Below are 25,066 nucleotides of genomic sequence, written 5' to 3'. Positions count from 1 at the left end.
TTTTATAGTCAATTATCTGTGCAGAAAAGACATTTTCCATGTCAGAAACGGCACCTGATTTAGCTATTTTTAATCTGTTCGCACCGGTGGACGGATTAGGAAAGGGGAAGCCTTATGTATAAAGTTGCAATATGTGATGACAATCCGGCAGACCTGCAGTTAATAACGGATTATCTGACAGAACCTGAATTTCACTATCCGCTGGAGCTGTCCTCCTTCCACGACGGAGTAGGGCTGGCGCAGGCATATAAAAAGGAAGGACAGTTCGACTTAATCATCCTCGATATGATGATGGACCGGTTAAATGGGATCGAAACTGCCTTGAAGATACGAAAAGTAGATCAGAATGTGGCCATTCTCATCGTTACGGCAACTGTGGAATACGCCATCGAGGGCTATAAGATCAATGCGGCCCGTTACATCGTCAAACCGGTATCAAAGCCGGAATTTCAGAAAATCACAAAGAACATCTTCGCCTCCATCGATAAAAAGAGGGGGGCTTATTACCGTTTTCCCAGCAAGAGCGGGACTACCGTCATATCCATGGAAGATATCTTCTATTTTGAATCGGATATCCGGTCTATCCACATCTCCTCCAGACAGGGCGGCTATACCTTTACCGGACGCATCAGCGCCGTTGAGGAGCAGACGGAAGGCCATGGCTTTCTAAGGGTCCATAAGAGCTTCATCGTGAACCTGAAGCACGTTCACAACATTTTTAAGGATTCCATAACGCTGGATAACGGAGAAGTGATTCCCTTGAGCCGCCACCGTCACAGGGAAGTAAACCAGAAATTTTTAGATTATATGGAGGAGCAGATCATATGACGGTCTATTACCAGCTGCTTCTGGACACGATTCTGTCATGTGCCGAGACACTGATTCTGTTTCAGATGTACCGCGCCTTCTTAAGGCGCAACTCCCGCCCCAATCAATACTATTACCTGGGGCTTTTTTCGTATTTCGTTTTTCAGCTTGTCACGTATGCCGGCCGCTGGCCGCTGTTTTCCGCGTGGACCTACTATCTTTTATTTACGCTTCTGCTGGCCTGCCTCTTTTTCGCGGATGCGCTTCAGATTAAGATCCTCGTGACGTACCTCTTTGTCACCCTGCATTACTCGTGCAAGCTGGCCTGCTCCACATTTTTCATGGCGCTAAAGCACGCAGATCTGCCGTCGGTCCCTTCCAATCTGATTCAGAGCCCTCTGTCACAGATTGCGGCCTGCGTGGTCTTTATCCTGTTTACCTGGCTGTTCATCTACTTCCGAAGCATGCGCCGCCACAATAAATATAACCTGTATTCCGCCATCACCTACTTAGCACCGGCCGGAATCCTCTTTATCGTCATACATCAGTTTTATCTGCGGACCATCAACCAGACCGCGCCGTTTTATTTATCGGAATCCGGGATTCTCATGTGTACGTCCTTCGCGCTGTTCTATCTGATTGACAAAACAGAGATGATCGACGAGGCCAGCGAGCGGAGTCTGATGGCGTCCAAGCTTCTGGAACATCAGAAAGATTATTACAAGAGTGTGGAAAAGTCTCAGCACGAGGTCGCGGCCATGCGCCACGATCTGAAAAACCATCTGCACTGCATCGCATCCTTCATCGAACTGGAGCAGTATCAGGATGCGCTTCATTACATCGATGAGATTTACACCGATTCCAGGCACCTGTCTTCCACGGTCAATATTGGTAACAATTTGATCAGCATCCTGCTGAACGATGCCAAAGAGCGGGCCTCCCTGAACAACATCCGCATGACAGTAAATGTCATGGTTCCGCCGGACTTACCGATTGACAACGTGGATTTATGCATTATTCTGGGAAACTTACTGGACAACGCCCAGGAAGCCTGCTGCCGCATGGAGGGAGACACGGAGGACCGCTTTATTGACGTGGAGATCCTGTTTAAGAAGTCCTTTCTTATTATTAAGGTCACAAACTCTTATAACGGCCAGTACATTCTGAAGGAAAACCAGTATGAAAGTGTTAAAAAAGGCCAGCATTTCTGTGGGATCGGACTCTCCAACGTTCGCACGACGGTAGAAAAGTACGACGGAGAGATGAAGGTCACCCCGAACGAAAAGGAGTTTGTCGTTACAGTTATGTTAATGCTGCTGGGTAACTGAAAAAACCAGGGCAGAGAAAACAATTTTCCTGAAACAAGAATTGTTTTCTCTGCCCTGGTTTTCTATTATAGATTCCCGTCATCCCACAGACTGTCTCTCATGACTACAAAAAGAACATCTTCCAGAGAGCGGAGCCTGTCATGATCAGGGCGAAAGCGTAGCTGATCACCATACAGATCTGAAGTACCCGCGGAGTCTTTAATCCGGCATTAACGTCTTTGCGGAAAATCAGCCGGCAGACGAAGAATCCGCCAAACGGCGTAGCGACCGCGGTTGCAATATTGGCAATAAAGATCAGCTGAGTGGGGGAACCGCCGTAGCTGTAACAGATGACTGCCGCAAAAGCGATGCAAAGGAGGCAGCCCCAGCGGATAAACTTCGTCTCCAGCCCCACCGGCTTATCGATCCCGGCGGCAAGCAGCACCATGCCGCGCTGCGTATTACCAAGCAGTGAGGAAAATCCTGCTGCCAGCAGCGCAATCCCCATGACGACCGGCGCGGCTTTGCCTAAAAATGGAATGAGCAGATCGCCAAGCTGGGCCGGAGCCTTGATTGCCGTTCCTGTCGGATGCAGTACAATCGCGCCGACTAAAACGATTGCCCCTGATATCAGGATGACGGCGGCCACATGGGCGATGGCGTCAGCGAGCATGATTCCGTTGAACAAATCTTCTTTTTTCCACTTCTTTTCAACGCCCAGATACGTTCCGTAAATGCCCGCTGTGATGGCCGCGTTGGTGCTTATGTAGGCCAGCGCCGTAGTGAGGCTGCCCTCCGCGATCTTCCAGTGGGTAAGCCCCCTGCCAAGCTCTCCCCATGCCGGTCCGCCCGTGGCCGTCAGCGTGGCATAAAAGCAGATAATCATTCCCAGAATACACAGCGTGATCAGCTTTTCCACTTTGGAATAAACCCCTTTGGTGAAATAACACACCAGAATAATGGCTATCATAATAAGAGAGCCCAGCTTCCAGTTCATTCCGAAGATGAGGTTCATACCGGCTCCCGATCCTGTGATATTTCCCATCGTAAAGAACAGGCACGCAAAAAATGTGGCCATGCCGACGATAACCGCCGCCCCTTTTCCATAGTAATGGCGGATTGCATGGATTACCGGCATTCCTGTAAGCATGGAGATCCGGTATGTCGTGAGCATAAATGTGATTCCCATAAATGCGATGGGAACCACCAGCCATATCATGGAATACCCATAGTTGGAGCCCAGCATTGCAGATGTCGTTATATTGCCGGGTCCGATTACAACCCCCGCCAGAATGATACCCGGACCAATACGTTTTAACAGTTCCAGAATTGATGCTTTTTTGACTTTTGTCTGGTCAAATTCTTCCCCCATATTTTCACCTCTCCTGATAAAGGGCGGCGCCGGCTGCTTCCGGTGCCGCCTTTTTATAATCCTTTCGCTTCTCTGATTTTACAACCGGATTTTATTACTGGATTTTATTACTGGATTTCATTACTGATTACTGAAACTGGCTCATGTCCACTTTTTCCATGCCGCTGTTCTTAAGTCCCAGCGCGATCCAGTCCTTCTCTTCCTGGTTCAGCGGGAGCACCGGCTTACGCATTAAGCCGCTGGAGAATATGCCGCGCTGTACGAGTGCCTCTTTCAGCCGTGCATGAGCCTCGCCGGATGGCTGGCCGCCGCCGTAAATGGCCTGTGAAATGTGATAGATCCGGTCGGACCAGTCCTGGGCCTCTTTTAATGTGTGCTTTTCCGGATTGGCGAATACCTCGCGGGCCGGGCAGATGATCTCCGGCACACAGCCTGCAAAGCCGATTAATGCGCCGTCCATTCCCGGGAACCAGCTGACACAGAGCGTCTCATCATGACATGTAATCAGAGAGATATCCGGGCACTCCTGACGAAGGAGGCGAACGTCGTGCTCATAGATAGAGGTAACACGGGTTCCCATCTTGATGCATTTTACGTGATCGATTTCCTTACACATTTTAATCAGTGTCTCGACCGGATAGAATGCCTTGCTGGTGGCCGGATAGAGGTGAATAATGATATCGATATCCGCGCCCTCTGCCACGTCCTTCACATACTCAAACGGTGCGTCCGCATTCATACCAAAGCGCAGCCACATGTGAGGGGGCATCAACAGGATTCCGTCCGCTCCGGCTTCCTTCGCTTCCTTTGCCATCTCAATGGATTCTATGGTGTTCTCGCAGTTGATTCCGGAGATGATGGTCATAATATCGCCGCATTCCTCGCTGCATATTTCAACCACACGCTTCCGCTCCGCACGGGAAAGGCCTGTGATCTCGCCTGTATGGCCGTTACACACCAGCCCCTGGATTCCTTTATTATAGAAAGTCTTCATCCAACGGAGGTAAGCACGGAACTCCGGTTCATTGATTGTATAGTCGTCATTTAAAGGTACGGATACTGCCGGGAAAACTGTTTTAAAATTTTTTACTTTTGCCATAATTCTAATCTCCTTCTCATTTTATAAGCCTGATCTGTTTTATTCAATCTGCCTTTTTTAATCTGTTTTTCCAATCTGCTTATTCAATCTGTTTATTCAATTTGAATGTCATCTGACACAGCGGTCTGCCCCGAAATCTACTTCACCATCGCGCGCTGGTGTTTCAGCTTCGTTTATGCAATCGTTTGTATGTCTGTAGCTCCTTTATACCATACCGCAATGCGGTGGTCAATAGATATGGTCTGACCTGCAATTTATTGCATACGGCCTACAAATATTTGCATAAAGCATAGTATATTTTGTTTATGTTCACATTTTTTGTGCATAATTACTGCCTTTTTTATAAAACAGGCCACGCTACGCTTAAAGGAAGGAGATTTAGTTCTTCCCCCGTAATTCTTTCGTATTTCTCCTGCATTTCGCTTGTATTCCGCTTTAATCTGTACTATATTGTTATTATAGGCAAACGATTGTATATAATATTCTGCAAAAACAAACGGAAAAGGATTGATCTTATGGCTACTTTAAAAGATGTTGCAAGACTGGCATGTGTCGATGTAAGCACGGTTTCCCGGGCGCTGAACAATACTTCCTATGTCCATCCGGATACAAAGGCCCGGATCTTCGCGGCCGTGAAGGAATTAAGCTATCAGCCCAACGTTCTCGCCCAGGGACTGCGTCAGGGAAAACGCCATACCATAGGCGTCGTCGTTCCCCGCCTTCATTTAACGCTGTTCGCCGATATTACCCAGAGTATCGAATCGGAATCCCGAAAGCTGGGATATGCGACGCTCATCTGTCACACGGAGGATGACCCGGTCATCGAGAAAGAGTGTTTAAACCGCCTGCGCAATGGTTTCGTAGATGGCATTATCATAGCCGGTACAGGGCGTAACGGCCACCTCCTGCGGGATATCCACGCCGGAGGCATTGCAGTGACCCAGATCGTCCGGAAGCAAGAAGGCACCATCAGCAGCGTCATTGCCGATTACGACGCCTGCGGCTACGACACCGTCAGATACCTCTATTCCAGGGGCTGCCGGGAAATCGGCCTGATCAACGGCACCACAAGCCTTGCGCCCTACCGGGAGCGCTATAACGGCTATCACCGGGCCATGGAAGAGCTGGGGCTGACAGAAACCTGCGCCACTTCTCCGATGCCGGGCAATAATTTTGAATACGGGTATCAGTGTACAGAAGATCTTCTGAATCAGAATCCGGATCTGGACGCCATCATGGCGGCCGTGGATATTCAGGGGATGGCGGCGATCCGCGCCTTAAAAGACAGAAAAATCCGCGTTCCGGAGCAGATCCGGCTGGTAAGCCTAACCGGTCACTCCATTGGCGGACTCTTAGAGACGACCATGACATCGCTGGAGATTCCCGCCCACGAGATGGGCGAAAAAGCGACACATATGGTCATCGATGAGATTGAAGCGCCTTCCGATAATAAACCGAGCGTGCAGCATCTGGTGTTCTCTGCATCGCTGGTGGAGAGGGAAAGCAGCTGATTTTTGGAAAATAAGAGTCCCGCTTCCTGCCCGAAGGGCTTTTTTGTAACAGGACACTTTCTATTGCATAAAAACAGCCGGCACGTTTTGCAATACTCCATAACGCTGCCGGCATTCATCTTTAAATCGAAATAAAAGCCCCAACCCCGCAACTCTCTGTCTGCAAAATCGGAACTTTTTCGTGCGCCTTCAGGGACTCGAACCCTGGACAAATAGATTAAGAGTCTACTGCTCTACCAACTGAGCTAAAGGCGCTTCTCTTCAGTTTTGTGTGCCTGTCTCGGTGACACGTGTGTTATTATATAACTGCGTTTGACAAAAGTCAACCCCTTTTTTACAAAAAATTTACAACTCTTTCATAATTATTTATTTTTCTTCTTTTTAGGGGAGGAAGTACCGAGAGTTTTGTTCACTTCCACGAAGGATTTCTTCCATTGCAGTGCCTTCTTGTTGAGCTCCGTCTTATCGCTTGTCGCCTGGAGAAGTTTTACGGTTACCTTGTCTTTCATTCCCATATGGACCGCTCCTGTCATATCCTGTTAACTCCATTATATGACAGGCGGTCTCCGGCGTGCCAGTCCCTTTTTCCCGGTTACTTCCTTTTTCGTTCCGCAACCAGCTTGAATATGGCGTTCCCCATGGAAGAAAACTTTTCTTCATATTCCGTCATGATATTTCCCTCTGCCATGTCGGAATGGTGTAAGTCGTACGTATACTCTCTGATGTCCCATCCGGCCGCAGGCACGGATTCCAGGGAATAGTCAAACAGTCCGCGGTTGTCCGTCTTAAACTCCACGACACCATCCGGGGCCAGAATCTTATCATACACTTCCATAAACGGTTCCGATGTCAGACGCCTCTTCGCGTGGCGGTCCTTGGGCCATGGATCGGAAAAATTAAGATAAATCTTCTTTACCTCGCCCGGAGCGAAAATATCAGAAAGCTCTCTCGCATCCACACACATAAAGAAGATATTGGAAAGCTCCATCTCCTGGCGTTTCTGGATTCCTCTCAGCAGGACGCTGCAGTACCGCTCAATGCCCACATAATTGATCCCGGGATTTTTGGACGCCAGTTCCATAATAAACCGTCCTTTTCCCATGCCTACTTCTATTTCAATTGGATTTTCATTACCAAAGACCTCGCTCCAGCGCCCCTTCTTCTCTTCCGGGTTTGAAACCACGTAAGGGCTGTTTGCGATCTCTTCCTCCGAGCCTGGAATATGGCGTAATCTCATATTCATATCCTCCAGTACCTGTTTAATTTTTTCGTTCTGATTGTACCATAGAATACGATTCGAACGCAAGTGCGGTCTCTTTTGAAGGGGATTTATTATGGCTTTGGGTTATTTTTTACTTTTCTCTTACAAATAAAAAACTTCAAAATAATAGGTGCACAATTACAGATAATCTAGTATAATATCTGTATATTGGTATACGATCGTTTTTTGCAAAGGAGGAAGCATATGGGAACTACAGACAACAACAACTGGACAAGGGTCCAGCAAAGTGTCCGGGAGGCAGAACGTCTCATCGGCCAGAAGCAGTATAATCTGGCCATGATCAAATCCCGCCAGGCACTGGAATTTATGGTAAACTGCCTTGGAGAGAAGGCTTTGATTGTAGATGGGGATCTGGCGGACAGCATCGATCAGTTGTTTGAAGGCCACTGGATATCCCAGGCCACAAAAGACCACTATCACAGAATTCGGGTACTTGGCAACAAAGCTGTTCATGATGGTAATGACAGCCCTTATGATGCGAATGAAGCGTATCAGCTTCTTTCCCAGGAAGCTGCTGCCTTTGCAAATATCTATAGCGGCAGACGCCGCAGTACCACACCCACCAAGCCACAGCAGCGGCCTGCGGCAAGATCCGCACAGCCGGCTCAGAGAAGCACCGGCCAGAGGAGTTCATCTCCCCAGAGAAGCGGTCAGCGAAGCAGCCAGAGACCGTCTTCGGCAAACCGGAGCAGGCGGCGCTCAAAGAAAAAAGGATTTGATCCCTACGATCTGTTGAGACCGGCAGTGATTTTTCTGATTATTCTCGTTATCGTTCTGGCAGCCATGGGACTCTTCAAGCTTTTCGGCGGCAAGGATGATAAGAAGGAGACAAGCGCTCCGTCCACTTCTCCGGAAGTTACCACCGAAGCGACTGTAGCGCCGGAACCGGCGACAGAACCGGAGCCATCGACGGAAACTCCGAAGATTTATAAGACCACGGCCAGCCCCAGACTGAACGTCAGAGCGGAACCTTCACAGACCGGCGCAGTATTAGGAACACTGGTTCCCGGGACAGTGGTCGAATACGTCCAGGCCCATGATCAGGATTGGGCGGTCATTATGTTCGAGGGCAGGCAGGCCTATGTATCCAGTAAGTATCTGGCCGCAGAGGAAGCGCCTCAGCAGTCAGATGCCGGGACAGAAGCGACAACTGCAGCCCAGTAATATTTTAATCACAGATTCACGGTACGATCAATCACTCCGCGAAAAACGAATGTTTAGAACCGCGATGCGGACAGACGTCTTATGACGGCACTGTCCGCACCGCGGTCTTTTATATTTTAAAAAGTACTATCGCCGCCGTTTTTTGTGCACCATTTTTTTTCATAAAAGCAAGAAATTGATAATTTTTGATCAAGAAAGTTAAAAAATATTGAATTTCCATAATTTTTAATGTCCTATTTCTAAAATTACTATGGAAAATTTTTAAATTTGTAGTATGATTATAAGTTGAAACTTGTGCATTTACGAGTTTTATAATAATTAGAGGAGGGCAATATATGGATACTGTTATTGAAAAGATATCCGAGATCGAATCTGCTGCTACCGCCATCATGGAGGATGCCAATGAACGCAAGAAAGCATTTGCCAAAGAGATGGAAGAACGGACGGCAGCTTTTGACGCTCAGCTGGAAGCCGAGACGAATAAACGGATTGAAAAACTACGTGCCAGAATGGAGATCGAGATGAACGAACGTCTTGAAAAACAGCGGAACGATTCCCAGAACGTCCTTCGCGCAATGGAACAACGTTATCAGGAACATCACACAGAATATGTGGAGGAACTATTTAAAAAAATGACAAAGGAGTGATCATATGGGAGGCCTGCTATCCTACAGCGGCATCACTACCAAGGTCCGGGCCATGGAGAGCCATCTGATCACCGACCGCCAGTTCGGCGAGATGTCCACGCTTGAATCAGTATCCGACGCCGTGGAATATTTACGGCGGCTGCCCGCTTACGGCATGATTTTTTCCAACCTGGAGGGAGTCGAGCTGCACCGCGGCGCCATCGAACAGCGTCTGATTCTGTCTCAATACCAGGATTTTGCAAAGCTTTATCGTTTTGCAAACCTTTCGCAGCGCAAATTCCTGGATTTGTATTTCATGCACTACGAGATCGATATCCTGAAGAAATGCTTCCGCAATGCACTGGGCCACCAGAAGCCTGAAATAGACTTATCGGTATTCCAGGACTTTTTCGAGAAGCATTCAAAGCTTGATTTAATAAGGCTTTCCTCGTCGGGAAGCGTACAGGAATTTATCTCCAATTTAGACGGGTCCATCTATTACGATTTGCTGACCCATTTGGATGACGTGGAACATCCTTCCCTGTTTGATTACGAGATCCATCTGGATCTTTTGTATTTCAAAACCATCTGGAAGGTCAAGGGAAAATATCTTTCCCGAAAAGAACAGAAGCTCCTCACCGACTGCTTCGGCAGCAAGCTGGACCTTTTAAATATTCAGTGGATATACCGTTCAAAAAAATATTATAACCTGCAGCCGGCAGACATCTACGCACTGCTCATTCCCATCGAGTTCCATTTAAAGAAGGAGCAGATCACAAAGCTTGTGGAAGCCGGGACGCTGGATGAATTTTTCCATGCATTGCAGACGACGTACTATGGCAGACTGGAAGACATGGACTCATCGGATAATACCGAGCTGGAAATGCTGGCCGAGGAAGTGCTGGGCAAGATCTACAGCGCCACCAGCCGCAAGAATCCATATTCCATCGCCACACTGAATTCATACCTCTATTTCAAGGAGGAGGAAATTCAGAAAATCATTACCGTCATAGAGAGTATCCGTTACGGCATCAGCCCGGATGAAATTCTCTCCTATGTGGTAAAGAACCAATAAAGGGGGTTATTATCCGTGATAGAAAAGATGAAGTTCTTAAGTATCACCGGGCCCAAAGAAGACATCGACCGGGTCATTGACACGTATTTGTCCAAATACGAGATCCATTTGGAAAATGCGCTGTCAGAATTAAAGACGGTAAAAGACTTAAGACCATATATTGAGATTAACCCGTACAGGGACACATACCAGCGTGCCGCCGAGCTGGTGGGACTGCTTCCGGCCACTGCGCCAAAGACCACTGCCGCTGCCGTTTCCATTGAAGAGGCCATCGACACCATTGATAAACTGGACACGACGATGAAGGAACTCATGGAAAAGGAGACTGTGCTCACCGGTGAACGCGATTCCTTACAGGAATCCCTGGACAAGGTAGTTCCTTTTACGGGGCTTAACTACGATTTGAGTTCAATCCTGCATTTCAAATACATTAAATTCAGGTTTGGACGCATCTCCCATGAATACTATAAGAAGTTTGAGAGCTACGTTTACGACTCCATCGACACCGTGCTTTACAAGTGCCGTGAGGATGAGGAATACGTCTGGGTCGTTTATTTCGTACCTGAGACCATCTCCAATCAGATCGACGCCATCTACTCTTCCATGCATTTCGAACGTTTCTTCCTTCCGGATGAGTACGAAGGCACACCGTTAGATGCCATTCACACCCTGGAGGACAAGATATCCTCGCTTCAGGCGGATATCGACGCGATTCACCGTCAGATGGCCGATGTACTGGACAGACAGCGCGATAAGCTTCTGGCCTCCCACGATAAGCTCTCCACCTTCTCCACCAACTTCAATGTCCGAAAGCTGGCGGCGTGCACGAAGCAGAACGTCAATACCTTCTATATTCTGTGCGGCTGGATGAGCGAAAAGGACGCCAAGGCCTTCCAGAAGGAAATTTCAAATGATGAAAAGACCTTCTGCATCGTGGAGGATGACCACAACAACATCATAAGCAGACCGCCGACAAAGCTTCATAACCCGAAGCTGTTTAAGCCGTTTGAAATGTTTATCCAGATGTATGGCCTTCCGGCCTATAATGAGATTGATCCGACCATGCTGATCGGCATCACCTACTCCTTCCTCTTCGGCTTCATGTTCGGTGACGTAGGACAGGGACTCTGCCTCCTTCTCGGCGGCTTTTTGCTTTACCGGTTCAAGAAGATGAATCTGGCGGCTATCATCTCCTGCTGCGGCTTCTTCTCCACCATATTCGGTTTCATGTTCGGAAGCGTGTTCGGTTTCGAGGATATTATCGACGCCGTATGGCTGCGCCCCATGGAACACATGACGAATCTGCCGTTTATCGGCAAGCTGAACACGGTATTTATCGTGGCTGTCTCCATAGGCATGGGTATCATCCTGCTGACCATGGTGCTTAACATCATTAACAGCCTCCGGGATCACGATCCGGAAAAAACATGGTTTGACACCAACGGCGTGGCCGGCCTCGTCTTCTATGCGAGCCTGGTCCTCACAATCGTTTTATATATGACAGGCAATCCGGTACCGGCAACGGTTCTGTTAGTCATTATGTTCGGGATTCCGCTCCTCGTCATGTTTTTCAAGGAACCACTTACCCATATTCTGGAAAAGAAAGCCCAGATCATGCCGGCAGGCAAGGGCATGTTCGTGGTTCAGGGATTTTTCGAACTGTTTGAAGTACTGCTCAGCTACTTCTCCAACACGCTTTCCTTCGTCCGAGTGGGAGCTTTCGCCGTGAGCCATGCGGCCATGATGGAGGTTGTCCTCATGCTGTCCGGCGCGGAAGCCGGTAATCCCAACTGGGCGATTGTCGTTCTCGGCAATCTGTTCGTGTGCGGCATGGAAGGGTTAATCGTGGGCATTCAGGTGCTCCGTCTTGAATATTACGAGCTGTTCAGCCGTTTCTACCGCGGAACAGGCCGTGCATTTAAACCATACGGAAAGACAAATTAAATTAAATCGATCAGGAGGTATCTTATTATGTCAACTTTAGTAAAAATAACCTTAGCAGCAGCTTTAATCTTAAGCATCGCAGTTCCTTTCGGCGCATTTGCCATGGGTGAAAAGTCCAAAGGCCGTTACAAAAAGGCACTGGGCGTTAATGCATTCTTATTCTTCGGCACCCTGATGGTATCCGCAGTCTTCATGTTCTCCGGCAATGCAGTCGCTGCAGAACCGGCCGCCGCTGCATCCGGCGTGGCTGGCATGGGATATTTAGCTGCCGCACTTTCCACAGGTCTGGCTTGTATCGGCGGTGGTATCGCCGTATCCGCAGCTGCATCCGCAGCGCTTGGCGCCATTAGTGAAGATGGTTCCATCCTTGGTAAATCACTGATCTTCGTAGGTCTTGCCGAAGGTGTTTGTCTGTACGGTCTGATCATTTCTTTCATGATCTTAGGTAAGTTATAATCTATGAAAATGTATTTAATCAGCGACAACATCGACACCTGGACCGGCATGAGGCTGGCCGGGGTGGAAGGTGCTGTCGTCCATGAAAAGGCTGAGTTAAAACAGGAGCTGGATAAGGTCCTGGCCGATAAGGAGATTGGAATCATTCTGCTGACAGAGAAATTCGGGCGTGAATTTCCGGACATCATCGACGATGTGAAATTGAACCGGAAGCTGCCCCTCATCATAGAGATTCCCGACCGCCATGGTACCGGCCGCAAGCCGAACTTTATCACAGATTATGTAAACGAAGCCATCGGATTAAAACTATAGGAAAGAGGTGGTCATCTTGACAACTGAGGAAAAATTACAGCATTTCCTGGATTTCTGTATGGAAGATGCGAGAAGCCGCAGTGCAAAGATGCTCGATGAATATACCGCCGCCCTGGAACAGACCTTTGCGGAGCATCAGGCAGATGCGAGGCGGAGAGCCGAACAGCAGGTGGAACTGGAAAGCGAACGGATCGAACACGAGACGAACAAAAAGCTTTCCCTGGAGCAGATTGGCATCAAACGGGAGCTCGGACATAAACAGGAAGAACTGAAAGACAAAATTTTCGTGGAGCTAAAGGATGTGCTGGAACAGTACATGGAAACTCCCGAATATACACAGCTTTTGGAGAAGCAGATCCGCCACGCCAGAGAATTCGCCGGAAACGAATTCTTTACCATTTACATCGATCCGGCGGACGAGACTAGGCTTAACCGGCTGGCGCTCCACAACAGCGCCGACATCCGCGTGAGCGAATACTCCTTCGGCGGCGGCACCCGGGCCGTCATCCCATCCCGGCATATCCTGATCGACAACTCCTTCCAGACAAAGCTGGAGGAGGCAAAACGGGATTTCCGTTTTAACCTAAAGGATCTGGAGGGAGGTATCACCAATGACTAATACTGGCACTATTTCCGGTATCAACGGCCCTGTTATCTATTTAAAGGGCGACCCCGGATTCAAAATGAATGAAATGGTTTACGTCGGCAGCGACAATTTAGTTGGCGAGGTCATAGGCCTCACCTCCGGGCGTACCATCGTCCAGGTGTACGAGGAAACAAGCGGATTAAAACCGGGAGAGACCGTTGTATCCTCCGGTTCACCTGTTTCCGTTACACTGGCCCCCGGCATCTTAAACAACATTTTCGACGGTATCGAGCGGCCCTTAACGGAGATCGCAAAGACCGGCGGCGCCTATATCGACCGCGGCGTCCATGTAGACTCCCTGGATGGAGATAAAAAATGGGAAACCCATATCACAGTCAGGAAGGGCGACCGTTTATTCCCGGGGTCCATTATCGCGGAGGTTCCGGAGACCCCGGCCATCGTACACAAGGTCATGATTCCTCCGGACATGGAAGGCTACGTCCTCGATGTTGTATCAGATGGTTCCTACACGATCCACGATGAACTTTTAACGCTTCAGCTTCCGGACGGTACGGAGAGGAAGCTTACCATGACGCAGAAATGGCCCATCCGTGTTCCGAGGCCTACGTTAAAGAGATACCCGGCCTCCCGGCCGCTGATCACCGGCCAGCGTATCATCGATACCTTATTTCCGCTGGCAAAGGGCGGTACCGCCTGTATTCCCGGCGGCTTCGGTACCGGAAAGACCATGACCCAGCATCAGATTGCCAAGTGGTCCGATGCCGATATCATCATCTACATCGGCTGCGGCGAGCGTGGCAACGAGATGACCCAGGTTCTGGAGGAATTCTCCGAACTGATTGACCCGCGTACCGGCAATCCGTTAATGGACCGTACCACACTGATCGCCAACACCTCCAACATGCCGGTTGCAGCCCGTGAGGCCAGCCTTTACTCCGGCTTAACGCTGGCGGAATACTACCGCGACATGGGCTACAACGTCGCCATCATGGCCGACTCCACATCGAGATGGGCGGAAGCTCTCAGGGAGCTGTCCGGACGTCTGGAGGAGATGCCTGCCGAGGAAGGTTTCCCGGCTTACCTTGCATCCCGCTTATCCGCGTTCTACGAGCGTGCCGGTATGATGCAGAACATGAATGGAACAGAGGGCTCCGTCACCATCATCGGCGCCGTATCCCCGCAGGGCGGCGACTTCTCCGAACCGGTTACCCAGAATACCAAGCGTTTCGTGCGCTGCTTTTGGGGCCTGGACAGAAACCTGGCAAACGAGAGGCATTTCCCCGCCATCCACTGGCTGAGCAGCTACTCCGAATATTTAACTGACTTAGCCCCATGGTATGTGGAAAATGTAGACAAAAAATTCGTGGATTACAGAAACCGCCTCGTCTTTTTACTGACGCAGGAAAGCAGCCTGATGGAGATCGTTAAGCTGATCGGCGGAGATATGCTTCCCGACGATCAGAAGCTGATTCTGGAGATCTCAAAGGTCATCCGAATCGGATTCCTTCAGCAGAACGCGTTCCATAAAGACGATACGTGCGTTCCGATGGAAAAGCAGTTTAAAATGATGGATTTAATCCTTTATCTCTACAAGAAATCACGTTCTCTCGTCTCCATGGGCATGCCAATGTCCGTGCTTAAGGAGGACCCGATATTCGATAAGATCATCTCCATCAAATACGATGTACCTAATGACAGACTCGACATGTTTGATGACTACAGGAAGCAGATTGATGCCTTCTATGAATCCGTCATCGAGCGCAACGCATAAGGAGGCGGCATAAAATGGCAATTGAATATTTAGGCTTAAGTGCTATTAACGGCCCCATGGTCGTTTTAGAGGGCGTCCAGGATGCGGCTTTCGATGAGATTGTGGAAATGACGGTAGAGGGACGCGATAAAAAAATCGGCCGTATCATCGAGGTCTACGAAGACAAGGCTATTATTCAGGTCTTTGAGGGTACGGAAGGGCTGGCCTTAAGAAACGTTCATACCAGGCTGACAGGCCGTCCCATGGAACTGGCGGTGTCTGAGGATATGCTGGGGCGGACCTTTAACGGTGTCGGAGAGCCCATCGACGGACTCGGCGACATCAGCTCCGATATCCGCCTGGATGTCAACGGCAAACCATTAAACCCGGTTACGAGGGAATATCCCCGCGACTATATCCGTACCGGTATCTCGGCCATTGACGGCCTTATGACACTGATCCGCGGCCAGAAGCTGCCGATCTTCTCCGGAAACGGACTTCCCCATGACGACCTGGCAGCCCAGATCGTAAAACAGGCGTCGCTGGGGGACGATGCGCAGTCCAGCGAAAAATTCGCGGTGGTGTTCGCCGCCATGGGCGTTAAATACGACGTGGCTGATTTCTTCCGCCGTACCTTCGAGGAAAGCGGAGTTTCCGACCACGTTGCCATGTTCATCAACCTGGCCAATGACCCGGTCGTCGAGCGTCTGATCACCCCAAAGGTGGCGCTGACGCTGGCTGAGTATCTGGCCTTTGAAAAGGGCATGCATATCCTGGTTATCTTAACGGATATGACAGCCTACGCGGAGGCGCTCCGTGAGGTGTCCTCGTCCAAGGGCGAGATTCCCTCCCGAAAAGGCTATCCCGGCTATCTCTACAGCGAGCTGGCGGCCATCTATGAGCGCGCAGGCATCGTAAAGGGACGTCACGGCTCCGTGACCCAGATACCGATTCTCACCATGCCAAACGACGATATCACCCACCCGATCCCTGACCTTACGGGATATATTACAGAAGGGCAGATTGTTCTGGACCGTAACTTATACGGCCAGTCCGTCTATCCGCCGATCAATGTACTTCCATCCTTAAGCCGTCTGATGAAGGATGGCATCGGCGAAGGTTTTACGAGAGCGGACCATCAGGGTGTGGCAAACCAGCTGTTCTCCTGTTACGCCAAAGTAGGCGATGCCAGAGCGCTTGCCTCCGTTATCGGGGAAGACGAGCTGTCACCCATCGATAAAAGATATCTGGTATTCGGCAAGGAATTCGAACGCCGCTTCGTCGGCCAGGGAAACCACGCCAACCGAAATATCATAGAAACCCTGACCATCGGCTGGGAGCTCTTAGGACTTCTCCCGAGAGCAGAACTCGACCGTATCGACACCAAAGTACTGGATCAGTACTATAAGCCGACAACCGCAGAAGCTTCCGAAGAATAGGAGGGACGCGTATGGACCCGAATACATTTCCCACAAAGGGTAATTTAATTCTCGCCAAGAGTTCCCTCACGCTGGCCCGCCAGGGATATGAGCTGATGGACAAAAAGCGGAATATCTTAATTAAGGAGCTGATGGGTCTGATCGAGGAGGCCAAGGGAATCCAGTCCGAGATCGACACCACCTTCACAGCGGCCTACAAGGCCCTTCAGAAGGCTAATATCGAGCTGGGTATCAATTATGTGCAGGACATCGCCGCAGCCGTTCCTGTGGACGATACGGTGCGTATCAAGACCCGCAGCATCATGGGTACGGAGATTCCTCTCGTTCAGCACGAGGAAAGACCCTTGAATCTGACCTATGCCTACTACAGCACAAAGGAATCCTTAGACGAAGCCAGATACCACTTTGAAAAGGTGAAGGAGCTTACGGTAAAGCTGTCCATGGTGGAAAATTCCGCATACCGCCTGGCAAACAGCATCAAGCGGACACAGAAGCGCGCCAATGCGCTTAAGAATATCACGATCCCACGCTACGAGGCCCTAACCAGGAACATTACGAACGCGCTGGAAGAAAAGGACCGTGAGGAATTCACCAGGCTGAAGGTTATAAAACGAAACAAGACCAGCGCCTGACTTAACAAAAACACGAAAAAAAGCATCCGATGCCTCAAAAAGGAATCGGATGCTTTTTAATTTATTCACTTAGAATTCCGCCTTCTCCCCCTGTTTATACCGTGAGATATCATGACAGGCCAGAAGGAACGCCTCCCTGTCCCCCCACCGGATCCGTGAGGAATCGGTCAGCGTCCAGACCTTCAGCACAGGGTTGTAGATTTCCATGGCGCTGCTGCCCTTTCCGGCGCATTCTCTGACCGGACAGCGTTCGCAGGGCTCGTCCCGGAAAAAAAACGCTTTGTAGCAGCACATGCCCAGCCGGGATTCCGGCGCAAGCTGGTGTGTCTTCTCATTAATATACCGCAATTCATATGTATCCCCGTCGATCACATAGATCCAGGAATTCTGGTTGTTTAAAACGCGCTCCAGATTCTGCATGGATTCCCGCACCCGGTCCTCGGCTCTCCTCTTGAGGAGAAATGTAGACAGCATTTTTGACAGGAACACGAGGCAGTCAACCTGCTCCTGCGTCCAGATTCTCGTGGTTTCACACTCATCAAATCCCACAAACCCCTTAAAAACGCCATCCGCAGTAATCGAGCACTGAAGCAGCGAAGATATCCCCTGGTCTGCCAGCAGACACTGCAGTTCCGGCGTAAGCTCTGTGATGTCAAGACAGTAAAACACACCCTCTTCATTAAAGTTATCCCTGTAGTCTCCGCCCATTTCCGCATAGGCAAGGTCCTGCAGTTCATCCTTCTGCGGACGGATCCCGTCCCTGCACCATTCAAACGTGTTGCTGCAGCGCTCCTCACTGTCCGTACAGTTTTCGAATATGCAGACGCGGCTGACGTCGAAGAGTCTTCCTGTCATTTCAAGAATGGAATTCATGGCATGGTCAAAATCCACGGCATCGTACAACTCCTGAAATGTCATGCTGATTACTTTTGCAACGGTAATCTGACCTCTCTGCTCTGCGTTCTCCCGCTCATCCTCCGGTCTGTATGCCTTCTCTTTGAGTTCCAACGCCGAATTTGCGACAGACCTGCAGTACTGCATACAGCGGTTTTTACCCTCCAGCTTTGCCCGGTATAAGGCCGCGTCACTGTTCTGAAAGAGGCTGTGAAAATCACTTCCGTCTTCCGGGCTGTATGCGATACCAATGCTGCAGGAAAACGGTACGTCCTTCAGATTATTTTTAAACATGGTCTGAAACGACGTCATCAGCCGTTCCGCCCGGTCCATAGCTATCTCACGCCTTCCAATTCCAGGCATAAAAACCATAAATTCATCGCCGCCGATGCGGGATACGATATCGTTGTCGCGGAAATGCGAAGATATCCTGGAAGCCATCTCCGTCAGCACGGCGTCGCCAAACATGTGCCCGTACCGGTCGTTCACCAGCTTAAAATTATCTATGTCAATAATAAGCATGGCCGAGCACTCTCTGCCCCGGCTGAGCTCTAAAAAGCGGTTGATCTTATGTCTGGCTGCCCGTTTATTATACAGTTTTGTAAGAACATCGCGCTCCGCCCTGTCTATTAACTTCTCCGTCGCCCGTTTATCATCATCGATATCCGCGATGAGGCCCACGACCTTCTCCGGTTTTCCGCCCGCGTCAAACTGAGCTGTAGCCCGTACTCTGCACCAGCAGTAACGCCCCTCGGAGTTTGCCAGCCGGAACTCCACCTCACCGAACGGCCTGCCGGTTCTCATATCATTCGTAAAATTCAGTACATCAGGTATATCGTCCGGATTAATATGGGAGGCAAATGGCAGACGGCGGCTGATACCGTCAACGATCGGCTGATACCCGTATTTATGTTCCCAGTTGCTGGAATACGAGATCTCATCCGTTGCAATCTCCCACTCAAAGATTACGTCTTTCGTCTGGTCCAATATGATCTTGTAGCGTTCCACCGACTGCTGCAGCGCTTCCATCGTCTTATGTGACTGGGTAACGTCCGCCAGAAGTGTGTAGATATACTCCAGTCCATCCTCTTCCGTTACGAGAATACTCCGGTCCATCACCCAGATCAGCTTTCCCTCCGCTGTAACCAGCCGGTATTCCAGCTCTGTGATGCGGCCCTCTTCCATCTGCGAAATCATCTCCTGGTTTACCCGCTCCCGGTCTGCAGGGGGAATGATTTCCATATAGTGGTTATGATATTTGTCACGGATATCCTGCTCTGTACAACGGATCAAGCCGCACAACCCCTTTCCGTTGTCCGCCAGAGTATACCATTTATCATTCCTGCATTTCATAACACCGCCGGCCAGACGGCTGACCACCGTTCCCCGGTACAGACTTTCTTTCACATCCCCTGGCAATGAAACGTCCGGCTGCTCATCAGACGCCCGGTGCCAGACAAGCATTACCTTTTTCTGGTTTGGATTGCCGATGTCCACCCGCAGAAGGGTGGCATGGCACCAGTAATATCCCCCTGTCGTCTGATCCAGTACCCGGTACTTTCTTGTCCTCTTCATGAGGCCCTCCGAAAAAAACTCCGCCATGTAATCTCCCAGAAGCGCCAGCACGGTATCCCTGTCGTCCGGATGGACGGAGCCCTGTGCAAACGCCTTCACCGATTCTTCAAACCTGCTCCCGGAACGAAGCAGTTCAAAATCGCGGTCTGGCATGTAGACAACATGGTAGATTCCTGTGTTTAAATCCACCTCCATGACTGTGGAATCCACATACCGCAGCAGTGTTAAATACTTCATCTGCCCCTGCTCCATGGTGCTGGCCGCGTCAATCATCTCAGGCTTTGGCAGTTCTTTTCTCTCCGGCTTTAACTTAGGACCGACGCCATCTGCATACGCCTTGGACAGCGCTGCAAAATCCTCACGTACATTCTTAAAGCACTCCAGAAGCCGCGGCGAAAACTCCCCGCATTCTCCGTTGAGAATCATGTTGAAGGCCTGCTCCGCCGGAAGCGCCTTTTTATAGACCCGGTCCGTCGTCAGCGCGTCATAGCAGTCGGCAATGGCCACGACCTGCGCGCAGATCGGAATATTATCTCCCTTCAAACCATCCGGATACCCTTTGCCGTTCCACCGCTCATGATGGTAGCGGCAGATATTATAAGCGTAGCCGATATACTCTTTATCATTCATGCGCTCCAGGCCGGACAGCATCTCACACCCCTTTGTGGTGTGAGTCTTCATCACCTCAAACTCCTCCCTCGTCAGGGGCCCCGGCTTATTTAAAATAGAATCGGGAATGGCAATCTTGCCAATGTCATGCATGGAGGAGGCATCCGCGATAATCTCGATTGTCCTGTTGTCTAAATTATATTCCTGATAGGCCTTCGCCACATCCTCCAGAAGAATCCTGGTAAACATACGGATTCTGCGTATATGCTGTCCCGATTCCACGCTCCGGTACTCGATGATAGAGGAAAGGGCGTCAATCATGATGGCGTTGGACTCTCTCAAACTGGCTGACTGCTCTTCCACCAGCTCCTCCAGATGGAGTTTGTGGCGGCACAGCTCCACCGCATTTTGTACCCTTCTTTTTACCACATGGGGTTCGAAAGGCTTCATGATGATATCCGCCGCTCCCAGGTCAAAGGCCCGGACCTCGCTCTCCGCCGTATCATCGGAAGTTATAACAATAACCGGTATGCGCGACACAAGTCCGCTTTTCCCCATCTCCTCCATGACCTCATAGCCGTCTTTTACCGGCATGACAAGGTCAAGCAGCATGGCTGCCACGTGCTCCTCATACTCTTGAAGAAGAAGCAGAGCCTGTTCGCCGTTTTCCGCTTCCAGAAGATTATACTGGCGCTCAAACAGGCTTCTTAAGATTGCGCGGTTTACCTCCATGTCATCGACAATCAGAAGGGTATCACGCTTTTTCATCCACCGATTCCCTCCATGCTGTTAATTGCTTCGCACACCGTCTCGTAGGTCTCCCTCACACGCGGATACGCAGCCAGCGCTCCCTCCATATTCGTCTGTCTCAGCTGACTGACCATTTCGGCGCAGGCAGCCATCAAATCGGTAAAGCCCAGATTTCCGGAAACTCCCTTTAATGTATGGGCTGCCATCTGCATCATCTGGCTGTCCGATGCCCGGATTGCCTCCCCTATCTTTTCAAAATTGTCATCCTGAAGAAATTTTACCAGAAATTTTTCATACAATGCGCTGTTTCCGCAAAAACGGGCCAGCGTACCCTCCACGTCAATCGATGCTGCACGCAAAACTGCCAATGTTTTATCCGTCATCCTCTGTACCTCTCTTTCCATGTCCGTTCCGCCTTCCGAAGCTCCTGAGTCTCCGGGCAATAATAGTTTTATTATAGCGCTTTCAGGTACAAAACTCAAGAATAAAGAGTCCGGCTCGCCGGACTCTCGCGCCGGAGCGCGGTCGCTTCAGCGGCCATACTTCCTTAGCACGGAGGGCGCATCCTACCGGAGGGTTTTTATTTCATAGGACGAACTTTCCTATGAAAAAAAACGGCTGCAAACCAGCCGGATCTGATCCGCTGTTTACAACCGCCTTATTTCGCATCTGTATTCAGTTCCTATCTCTCATTGAGACGTGTATACTCTTCTTCCATCATCACGCTGGTATAGGCCGGACGAATAATCTTATCCATGTTGATCAGCTCCTCGATCCGGTGTGCGCTCCATCCCACGATTCTGGCAATTGCGAAAATCGGGGTGAACAGCTCCTTCGGAATATCCAGCATGCTGTAAACAAAGCCGCTGTAGAAGTCCACATTGGCGCTGACGCCCTTGTAAATCTTTCTCTCATCCGAAATTACCTGCGGTGCCAGGCGTTCGATCATGGAATATAAGTTAAAGTCATCCATGCGTCCCTTTTCTTCGGACAGCTGGTGTACAAATCCCTTGAATATCTCAGCACGCGGATCAGATTTGGAATAAACGGCGTGACCCATGCCGTAGATTAAGCCCTTCTTATCAAATGCCTCTTTATGTAACAGCCTTCTTAAATAGAATTCTACTTCTTCCTCGTCCTTTAAGTCATTGACTTCCTTCCGTAAGTCTTCCATCATCTCTACGACCTTGATGTTAGCTCCGCCGTGTTTCGGACCCTTTAAGGAAGCAAGAGCCGCCGCTACCACCGAATACGTGTCCGTACCGGAAGATGTAACGACATGGGTTGTGAATGTGGAGTTGTTGCCGCCGCCGTGTTCCATATGAAGAATCAGCGCCAGATCCAGCACGTGGGCCTCCACCATGGAGTAATTCTTATCCGGGCGGAGCAGACGCAGCAGATTCTCCGCCGTGGACAGATTCTCATCCGGACGGTGGATATACATACTCTCGTCACACTCATAATGGTTGAAAGCGTGGTAGCTGTATACGGCTAACATCGGCATGACGCTGATTAACATCAGGCTCTGACGCAGCACGTTTGGAACGGAAATATCACTGGCCATATCATCGTAGGAGGAAAGCGTTAAGATGCTTCTAGCCAGACAGGACATCATATCCCTGCTGGGAGCCTTCATGACCACGTCCCTGACAAAGTTTGTAGGCAGGGTGCGGCTGTAGGCCAGCGTCTGGGAAAAACGTCCCAGCTGTTCCGTATTCGGCAGTTCGCCAAACAGAAGCAGATAGGCGATCTCTTCATAACCAAAACGGCTGTCTTTTACTACGCCGCCCACCAGGTCATAAATATTATAACCGCGATAGAATAACTGGCCCTCACACGGCATCTTCACACCATCCACTGTCTTGCTGGACAAAATCTTTGATACCTTCGTAAGACCTGCCACAACACCGTTGCCGTTCTTATCTCTGAGCCCTCGTTTTACGTCATATTTTTCATATAACCCCAAGTCGATCCTCTCATCATTTAAACAGATACTGGACCACTCATCAACATTTTTTACAAACTCTTTCTGATCAATCATGCAAACACCTCTTTCTTAAATTTAATGATTAAGTTCCGCTGCTTTCCCGGAAGTCCTCAGGCACGATCATATGCCTTCGGCCCCCTTGGGCCTTCGATAGATATGGTCACCTCCAATTGTTCACTTTTGAACTGTTTCACTTTCAATAATAAATAATTTTCCGAAAAAATGCAAGCAAAATATTTTAAAATTATCAATTTTTTACATTTAGTCCAATAACACTATATCACTTTACCGTGTTAAAAACAAGAAAATACTTTTTTCCTTCCCTTCATATTTATTGACAAAATTCGAACGGAAACGTATACTTTTGTTGATTCACCGTACAAAATGCTTAATATAGAACATTCGGGGGTTTTTGAATATGGAACTGCAGTTTTCGTTACTGTTTTTCGTGGAAGCGATTGGTACGATCGCCTTTGCCTCGTCTGGCGCCATGGTGGCAATCAAAAGGCAGCTGGATTTGCTGGGAGTCATCGTTCTCGGCGTCACCACTGCCGTTGGCGGCGGAATGCTGCGGGACATCATCATCGGAAATGTGCCGCCAAATCTTTTTAAGGACCCGGTTTATGTATTACTTGCCTTTATTACGGTCATGATACTTTTTGTTATTGTGCGGCGCAACCAGAAGATTTTGGCCAGCCGTTCCATCGAAATGTATGAGAAAGTCATGAACATCTTCGATGCCGTCGGGCTCGGCGCCTTTACTGTGGTAGGCATTGACACCGCGGTGCTGGCCGGATACGGCCGCTACCATTTTCTGATTATCTTTCTCGGGGTGATCACCGGAGTGGGAGGCGGGCTCTTAAGAGACATTATGGCCGGAGAGACGCCTTATATACTGAAGAAACACGTTTACGCCTGCGCCTCCATCACGGGTGCCGTTCTTTACGCGTATCTTCAGGACTACATGAACAATGACGCCGCCATGCTGATCGGCGCCGGCGCCGTCATCCTGATCCGTATTCTGGCAACCCGATACTGCTGGAATCTTCCGACGGCCACGAAAAAATAACCGTTACACCATTTACAGGAGGACTTACTATGAAAACAATCATCCATTACGCCGCAGGCATTATTTTCTCAATCTGTCTGATGGTCACGCTCTTAATCACTTCCGTGGAGGCAGTCGTCTACTGGACGCCCGGCTATTTTGAGAAAGAATACGCCAAATACAATGTCACAGAGGCGGTGGACATGACCATGGAAGACTTACTCGATGTGACGGACCAGATGATGGCCTATCTGCGGGGAAAACGCGCCGATCTTCATGTAAACACCACCATGGGCGGAGTTTCACGGGAATTTTTCAATGAGCGGGAAATCGCCCATATGGAGGATGTCCGCGGACTCTTCTTAGACGCGCTGGCCATCCGCCGGGGCTGCCTTCTTGTCATGGCTCTCTGCCTCATCATCCTTTTCCTGTTAAAAGCGGACTTAAAGCGGGTATTTCCAAAATCGGTCTGTCTGGGAACCGGTCTGTTCTTCGGCGTTACCGCAATACTTGCAGCCATCATCTCCACAGACTTCTCAAAATACTTTATCATGTTTCATCATATCTTTTTCAGCAACGATTTATGGATTCTGGACCCTGCTACGGATATGCTGATCAATATCGTTCCGGAGGGATTTTTCAGCGACACGGTGCTTCATATTGGAATCACCTTCTTTCTCTGTGTCGTTATTGTCTTCGGTCTGGCCCTCTTTTTCCTTAGAAAATCAAAGAAAAATAACGTTTGAACCTTTACTTGTTACAGGAAATAACCTATACTGTAAAGTGGACCTTTTTATGAAACCGAATGAAAATACGGAGA

General features: G+C 49.5%; 22 protein-coding genes and 1 tRNA gene. 15 read left to right on the top strand and 8 right to left on the bottom strand.

Translation table 11 applies throughout. The features are described 5' to 3' along the window. The first annotated feature begins 114 nt into the window (after positions 1 to 114). Positions 115 to 828, top strand: coding sequence for a LytR/AlgR family response regulator transcription factor (locus tag DFR60_RS09615; RefSeq protein ID WP_110322711.1), 714 nt, complete (start codon positions 115 to 117; stop codon positions 826 to 828). Further along, positions 825 to 2,135 carry a sensor histidine kinase gene (locus DFR60_RS09610; protein WP_110322710.1) on the top strand — a complete coding sequence of 437 codons (1,311 nt, stop codon included), beginning with the start codon at positions 825 to 827 and terminating at the stop codon, positions 2,133 to 2,135. The genes DFR60_RS09615 and DFR60_RS09610 overlap by 4 nt, the downstream gene beginning before the upstream one ends. Positions 2,136 to 2,238: 103 nt before the next feature. Here DFR60_RS09610 and DFR60_RS09605 read toward each other — a convergent pair whose 3' ends face one another. Both DFR60_RS09605 and DFR60_RS09600 read right to left on the bottom strand, forming a co-directional pair. Beyond that, positions 2,239 to 3,486: an Nramp family divalent metal transporter gene (locus DFR60_RS09605; RefSeq protein WP_110322709.1), complete on the bottom strand. Its 1,248-nt coding sequence runs from the start codon at positions 3,484 to 3,486 to the stop codon at positions 2,239 to 2,241. A 127-nt stretch (positions 3,487 to 3,613) separates the two neighbouring features. Then, positions 3,614 to 4,585, bottom strand: coding sequence for a dihydrodipicolinate synthase family protein (locus DFR60_RS09600; protein WP_110322708.1), 972 nt, complete (start codon positions 4,583 to 4,585; stop codon positions 3,614 to 3,616). A 515-nt stretch (positions 4,586 to 5,100) separates the two neighbouring features. On the opposite strand from DFR60_RS09600, the gene DFR60_RS09595 reads away from it, so the two are divergent. After that, positions 5,101 to 6,096 (top strand): LacI family DNA-binding transcriptional regulator, encoded by a 996-nt coding sequence (locus DFR60_RS09595; RefSeq protein ID WP_110322707.1) that lies wholly within the window; start codon positions 5,101 to 5,103, stop codon positions 6,094 to 6,096. A 182-nt stretch (positions 6,097 to 6,278) separates the two neighbouring features. Here the strand turns inward: DFR60_RS09595 and DFR60_RS09590 are convergent. From DFR60_RS09590 to trmB, 3 genes are all read right to left on the bottom strand, one after another. Then, a tRNA-Lys gene (locus DFR60_RS09590) sits at positions 6,279 to 6,351 on the bottom strand. A gap of 107 nt (positions 6,352 to 6,458) precedes the next feature. Then, positions 6,459 to 6,611, bottom strand: coding sequence for a hypothetical protein (locus DFR60_RS30340; protein WP_002605347.1), 153 nt, complete (start codon positions 6,609 to 6,611; stop codon positions 6,459 to 6,461). Positions 6,612 to 6,688: 77 nt separating this feature from the next. After that, positions 6,689 to 7,333 carry a tRNA (guanosine(46)-N7)-methyltransferase TrmB gene (gene trmB, locus DFR60_RS09585; protein ID WP_110322706.1) on the bottom strand — a complete coding sequence of 215 codons (645 nt, stop codon included), beginning with the start codon at positions 7,331 to 7,333 and terminating at the stop codon, positions 6,689 to 6,691. Positions 7,334 to 7,561: 228 nt separating this feature from the next. On the opposite strand from trmB, the gene DFR60_RS09580 reads away from it, so the two are divergent. The 10 genes from DFR60_RS09580 to DFR60_RS09535 all read left to right on the top strand — a co-directional run bounded on the left by DFR60_RS09580 (position 7,562) and on the right by DFR60_RS09535 (position 17,383). Continuing rightward, the gene (locus DFR60_RS09580) at positions 7,562 to 8,542 is read left to right on the top strand and encodes an SH3 domain-containing protein (RefSeq protein ID WP_110322705.1); all 981 of its coding nucleotides are present in this window, start codon (positions 7,562 to 7,564) and stop codon (positions 8,540 to 8,542) included. A gap of 335 nt (positions 8,543 to 8,877) precedes the next feature. Continuing rightward, a complete protein-coding gene (locus DFR60_RS09575) occupies positions 8,878 to 9,189 on the top strand; it encodes an ATPase (RefSeq protein ID WP_110322704.1) in 312 nt (103 codons plus the stop codon). Positions 9,190 to 9,193: 4 nt separating this feature from the next. Beyond that, positions 9,194 to 10,243, top strand: a complete 1,050-nt coding sequence (locus DFR60_RS09570) for a V0D/AC39 family V-type ATPase subunit (RefSeq protein WP_110322703.1) — start codon at positions 9,194 to 9,196, stop codon at positions 10,241 to 10,243. A 15-nt stretch (positions 10,244 to 10,258) separates the two neighbouring features. After that, a complete protein-coding gene (locus DFR60_RS09565) occupies positions 10,259 to 12,187 on the top strand; it encodes a V-type ATP synthase subunit I (protein ID WP_110322702.1) in 1,929 nt (642 codons plus the stop codon). 27 nt (positions 12,188 to 12,214) lie between these two features. After that, positions 12,215 to 12,643: an ATP synthase subunit C gene (locus DFR60_RS09560; protein ID WP_110322701.1), complete on the top strand. Its 429-nt coding sequence runs from the start codon at positions 12,215 to 12,217 to the stop codon at positions 12,641 to 12,643. 3 nt (positions 12,644 to 12,646) lie between these two features. Continuing rightward, positions 12,647 to 12,955: a V-type ATP synthase subunit F gene (locus tag DFR60_RS09555; protein ID WP_110322700.1), complete on the top strand. Its 309-nt coding sequence runs from the start codon at positions 12,647 to 12,649 to the stop codon at positions 12,953 to 12,955. A 16-nt stretch (positions 12,956 to 12,971) separates the two neighbouring features. Next, positions 12,972 to 13,574, top strand: coding sequence for a V-type ATP synthase subunit E (locus DFR60_RS09550; protein WP_110322699.1), 603 nt, complete (start codon positions 12,972 to 12,974; stop codon positions 13,572 to 13,574). Continuing rightward, positions 13,567 to 15,333 (top strand): V-type ATP synthase subunit A, encoded by a 1,767-nt coding sequence (locus DFR60_RS09545; RefSeq protein ID WP_110322698.1) that lies wholly within the window; start codon positions 13,567 to 13,569, stop codon positions 15,331 to 15,333. The genes DFR60_RS09550 and DFR60_RS09545 overlap by 8 nt, the downstream gene beginning before the upstream one ends. A gap of 14 nt (positions 15,334 to 15,347) precedes the next feature. Beyond that, a complete protein-coding gene (locus DFR60_RS09540) occupies positions 15,348 to 16,751 on the top strand; it encodes a V-type ATP synthase subunit B (RefSeq protein WP_110322697.1) in 1,404 nt (467 codons plus the stop codon). An 11-nt stretch (positions 16,752 to 16,762) separates the two neighbouring features. Beyond that, positions 16,763 to 17,383: a V-type ATP synthase subunit D gene (locus DFR60_RS09535; RefSeq protein ID WP_006773297.1), complete on the top strand. Its 621-nt coding sequence runs from the start codon at positions 16,763 to 16,765 to the stop codon at positions 17,381 to 17,383. A 69-nt stretch (positions 17,384 to 17,452) separates the two neighbouring features. Here the strand turns inward: DFR60_RS09535 and DFR60_RS09530 are convergent, their stop codons facing one another. From DFR60_RS09530 to DFR60_RS09520, 3 genes are all read right to left on the bottom strand, one after another. Next, complete coding sequence (locus tag DFR60_RS09530) at positions 17,453 to 21,229, bottom strand: diguanylate cyclase domain-containing protein (RefSeq protein ID WP_110322696.1); 3,777 nt, start codon at positions 21,227 to 21,229, stop codon at positions 17,453 to 17,455. Then, on the bottom strand, positions 21,226 to 21,615 hold the full coding sequence (locus tag DFR60_RS09525) for an Hpt domain-containing protein (protein WP_243005027.1): 390 nt from the start codon (positions 21,613 to 21,615) through the stop codon (positions 21,226 to 21,228). The genes DFR60_RS09530 and DFR60_RS09525 overlap by 4 nt, the downstream gene beginning before the upstream one ends. A 278-nt stretch (positions 21,616 to 21,893) precedes the next feature. Then, complete coding sequence (locus tag DFR60_RS09520) at positions 21,894 to 23,252, bottom strand: citrate/2-methylcitrate synthase (RefSeq protein WP_110322695.1); 1,359 nt, start codon at positions 23,250 to 23,252, stop codon at positions 21,894 to 21,896. Between the two features lie 364 nt (positions 23,253 to 23,616). On the opposite strand from DFR60_RS09520, the gene DFR60_RS09515 reads away from it, so the two are divergent. Next, on the top strand, positions 23,617 to 24,267 hold the full coding sequence (locus DFR60_RS09515) for a trimeric intracellular cation channel family protein (RefSeq protein ID WP_110322694.1): 651 nt from the start codon (positions 23,617 to 23,619) through the stop codon (positions 24,265 to 24,267). 29 nt (positions 24,268 to 24,296) lie between these two features. Continuing rightward, positions 24,297 to 24,992, top strand: coding sequence for a TIGR01906 family membrane protein (locus DFR60_RS09510; protein WP_110322693.1), 696 nt, complete (start codon positions 24,297 to 24,299; stop codon positions 24,990 to 24,992). Positions 24,993 to 25,066: the final 74 nt, after the last annotated feature.

It is taken from the genome of Hungatella effluvii, assembly GCF_003201875.1.
GTDB lineage: Bacteria > Bacillota > Clostridia > Lachnospirales > Lachnospiraceae > Hungatella > Hungatella effluvii.
Note: the sequence above shows the minus strand (reverse complement) of the source record. Positions and strands in the feature narration are given on the sequence as shown.

Excerpts from the sequence above, each read along its gene's own strand:
- DFR60_RS09615 (WP_110322711.1), top strand. The coding sequence starts at position 115 with ATGTATAAAGTTGCAATATGTGATGACAATCCGGCAGACCTGCAGTTA.
- DFR60_RS09610 (WP_110322710.1), top strand. The coding sequence starts at position 825 with ATGACGGTCTATTACCAGCTGCTTCTGGACACGATTCTGTCATGTGCC.
- DFR60_RS09605 (WP_110322709.1), bottom strand. The coding sequence starts at position 3,486 with ATGGGGGAAGAATTTGACCAGACAAAAGTCAAAAAAGCATCAATTCTG.
- DFR60_RS09600 (WP_110322708.1), bottom strand. The coding sequence starts at position 4,585 with ATGGCAAAAGTAAAAAATTTTAAAACAGTTTTCCCGGCAGTATCCGTA.
- DFR60_RS09595 (WP_110322707.1), top strand. The coding sequence starts at position 5,101 with ATGGCTACTTTAAAAGATGTTGCAAGACTGGCATGTGTCGATGTAAGC.
- DFR60_RS30340 (WP_002605347.1), bottom strand. The coding sequence starts at position 6,611 with ATGGGAATGAAAGACAAGGTAACCGTAAAACTTCTCCAGGCGACAAGC.
- trmB (WP_110322706.1), bottom strand. The coding sequence starts at position 7,333 with ATGAGATTACGCCATATTCCAGGCTCGGAGGAAGAGATCGCAAACAGC.
- DFR60_RS09580 (WP_110322705.1), top strand. The coding sequence starts at position 7,562 with ATGGGAACTACAGACAACAACAACTGGACAAGGGTCCAGCAAAGTGTC.
- DFR60_RS09575 (WP_110322704.1), top strand. The coding sequence starts at position 8,878 with ATGGATACTGTTATTGAAAAGATATCCGAGATCGAATCTGCTGCTACC.
- DFR60_RS09570 (WP_110322703.1), top strand. The coding sequence starts at position 9,194 with ATGGGAGGCCTGCTATCCTACAGCGGCATCACTACCAAGGTCCGGGCC.
- DFR60_RS09560 (WP_110322701.1), top strand. The coding sequence starts at position 12,215 with ATGTCAACTTTAGTAAAAATAACCTTAGCAGCAGCTTTAATCTTAAGC.
- DFR60_RS09555 (WP_110322700.1), top strand. The coding sequence starts at position 12,647 with ATGAAAATGTATTTAATCAGCGACAACATCGACACCTGGACCGGCATG.
- DFR60_RS09545 (WP_110322698.1), top strand. The coding sequence starts at position 13,567 with ATGACTAATACTGGCACTATTTCCGGTATCAACGGCCCTGTTATCTAT.
- DFR60_RS09540 (WP_110322697.1), top strand. The coding sequence starts at position 15,348 with ATGGCAATTGAATATTTAGGCTTAAGTGCTATTAACGGCCCCATGGTC.
- DFR60_RS09535 (WP_006773297.1), top strand. The coding sequence starts at position 16,763 with ATGGACCCGAATACATTTCCCACAAAGGGTAATTTAATTCTCGCCAAG.
- DFR60_RS09530 (WP_110322696.1), bottom strand. The coding sequence starts at position 21,229 with ATGAAAAAGCGTGATACCCTTCTGATTGTCGATGACATGGAGGTAAAC.
- DFR60_RS09525 (WP_243005027.1), bottom strand. The coding sequence starts at position 21,615 with ATGGAAAGAGAGGTACAGAGGATGACGGATAAAACATTGGCAGTTTTG.
- DFR60_RS09520 (WP_110322695.1), bottom strand. The coding sequence starts at position 23,252 with ATGATTGATCAGAAAGAGTTTGTAAAAAATGTTGATGAGTGGTCCAGT.
- DFR60_RS09515 (WP_110322694.1), top strand. The coding sequence starts at position 23,617 with ATGGAACTGCAGTTTTCGTTACTGTTTTTCGTGGAAGCGATTGGTACG.
- DFR60_RS09510 (WP_110322693.1), top strand. The coding sequence starts at position 24,297 with ATGAAAACAATCATCCATTACGCCGCAGGCATTATTTTCTCAATCTGT.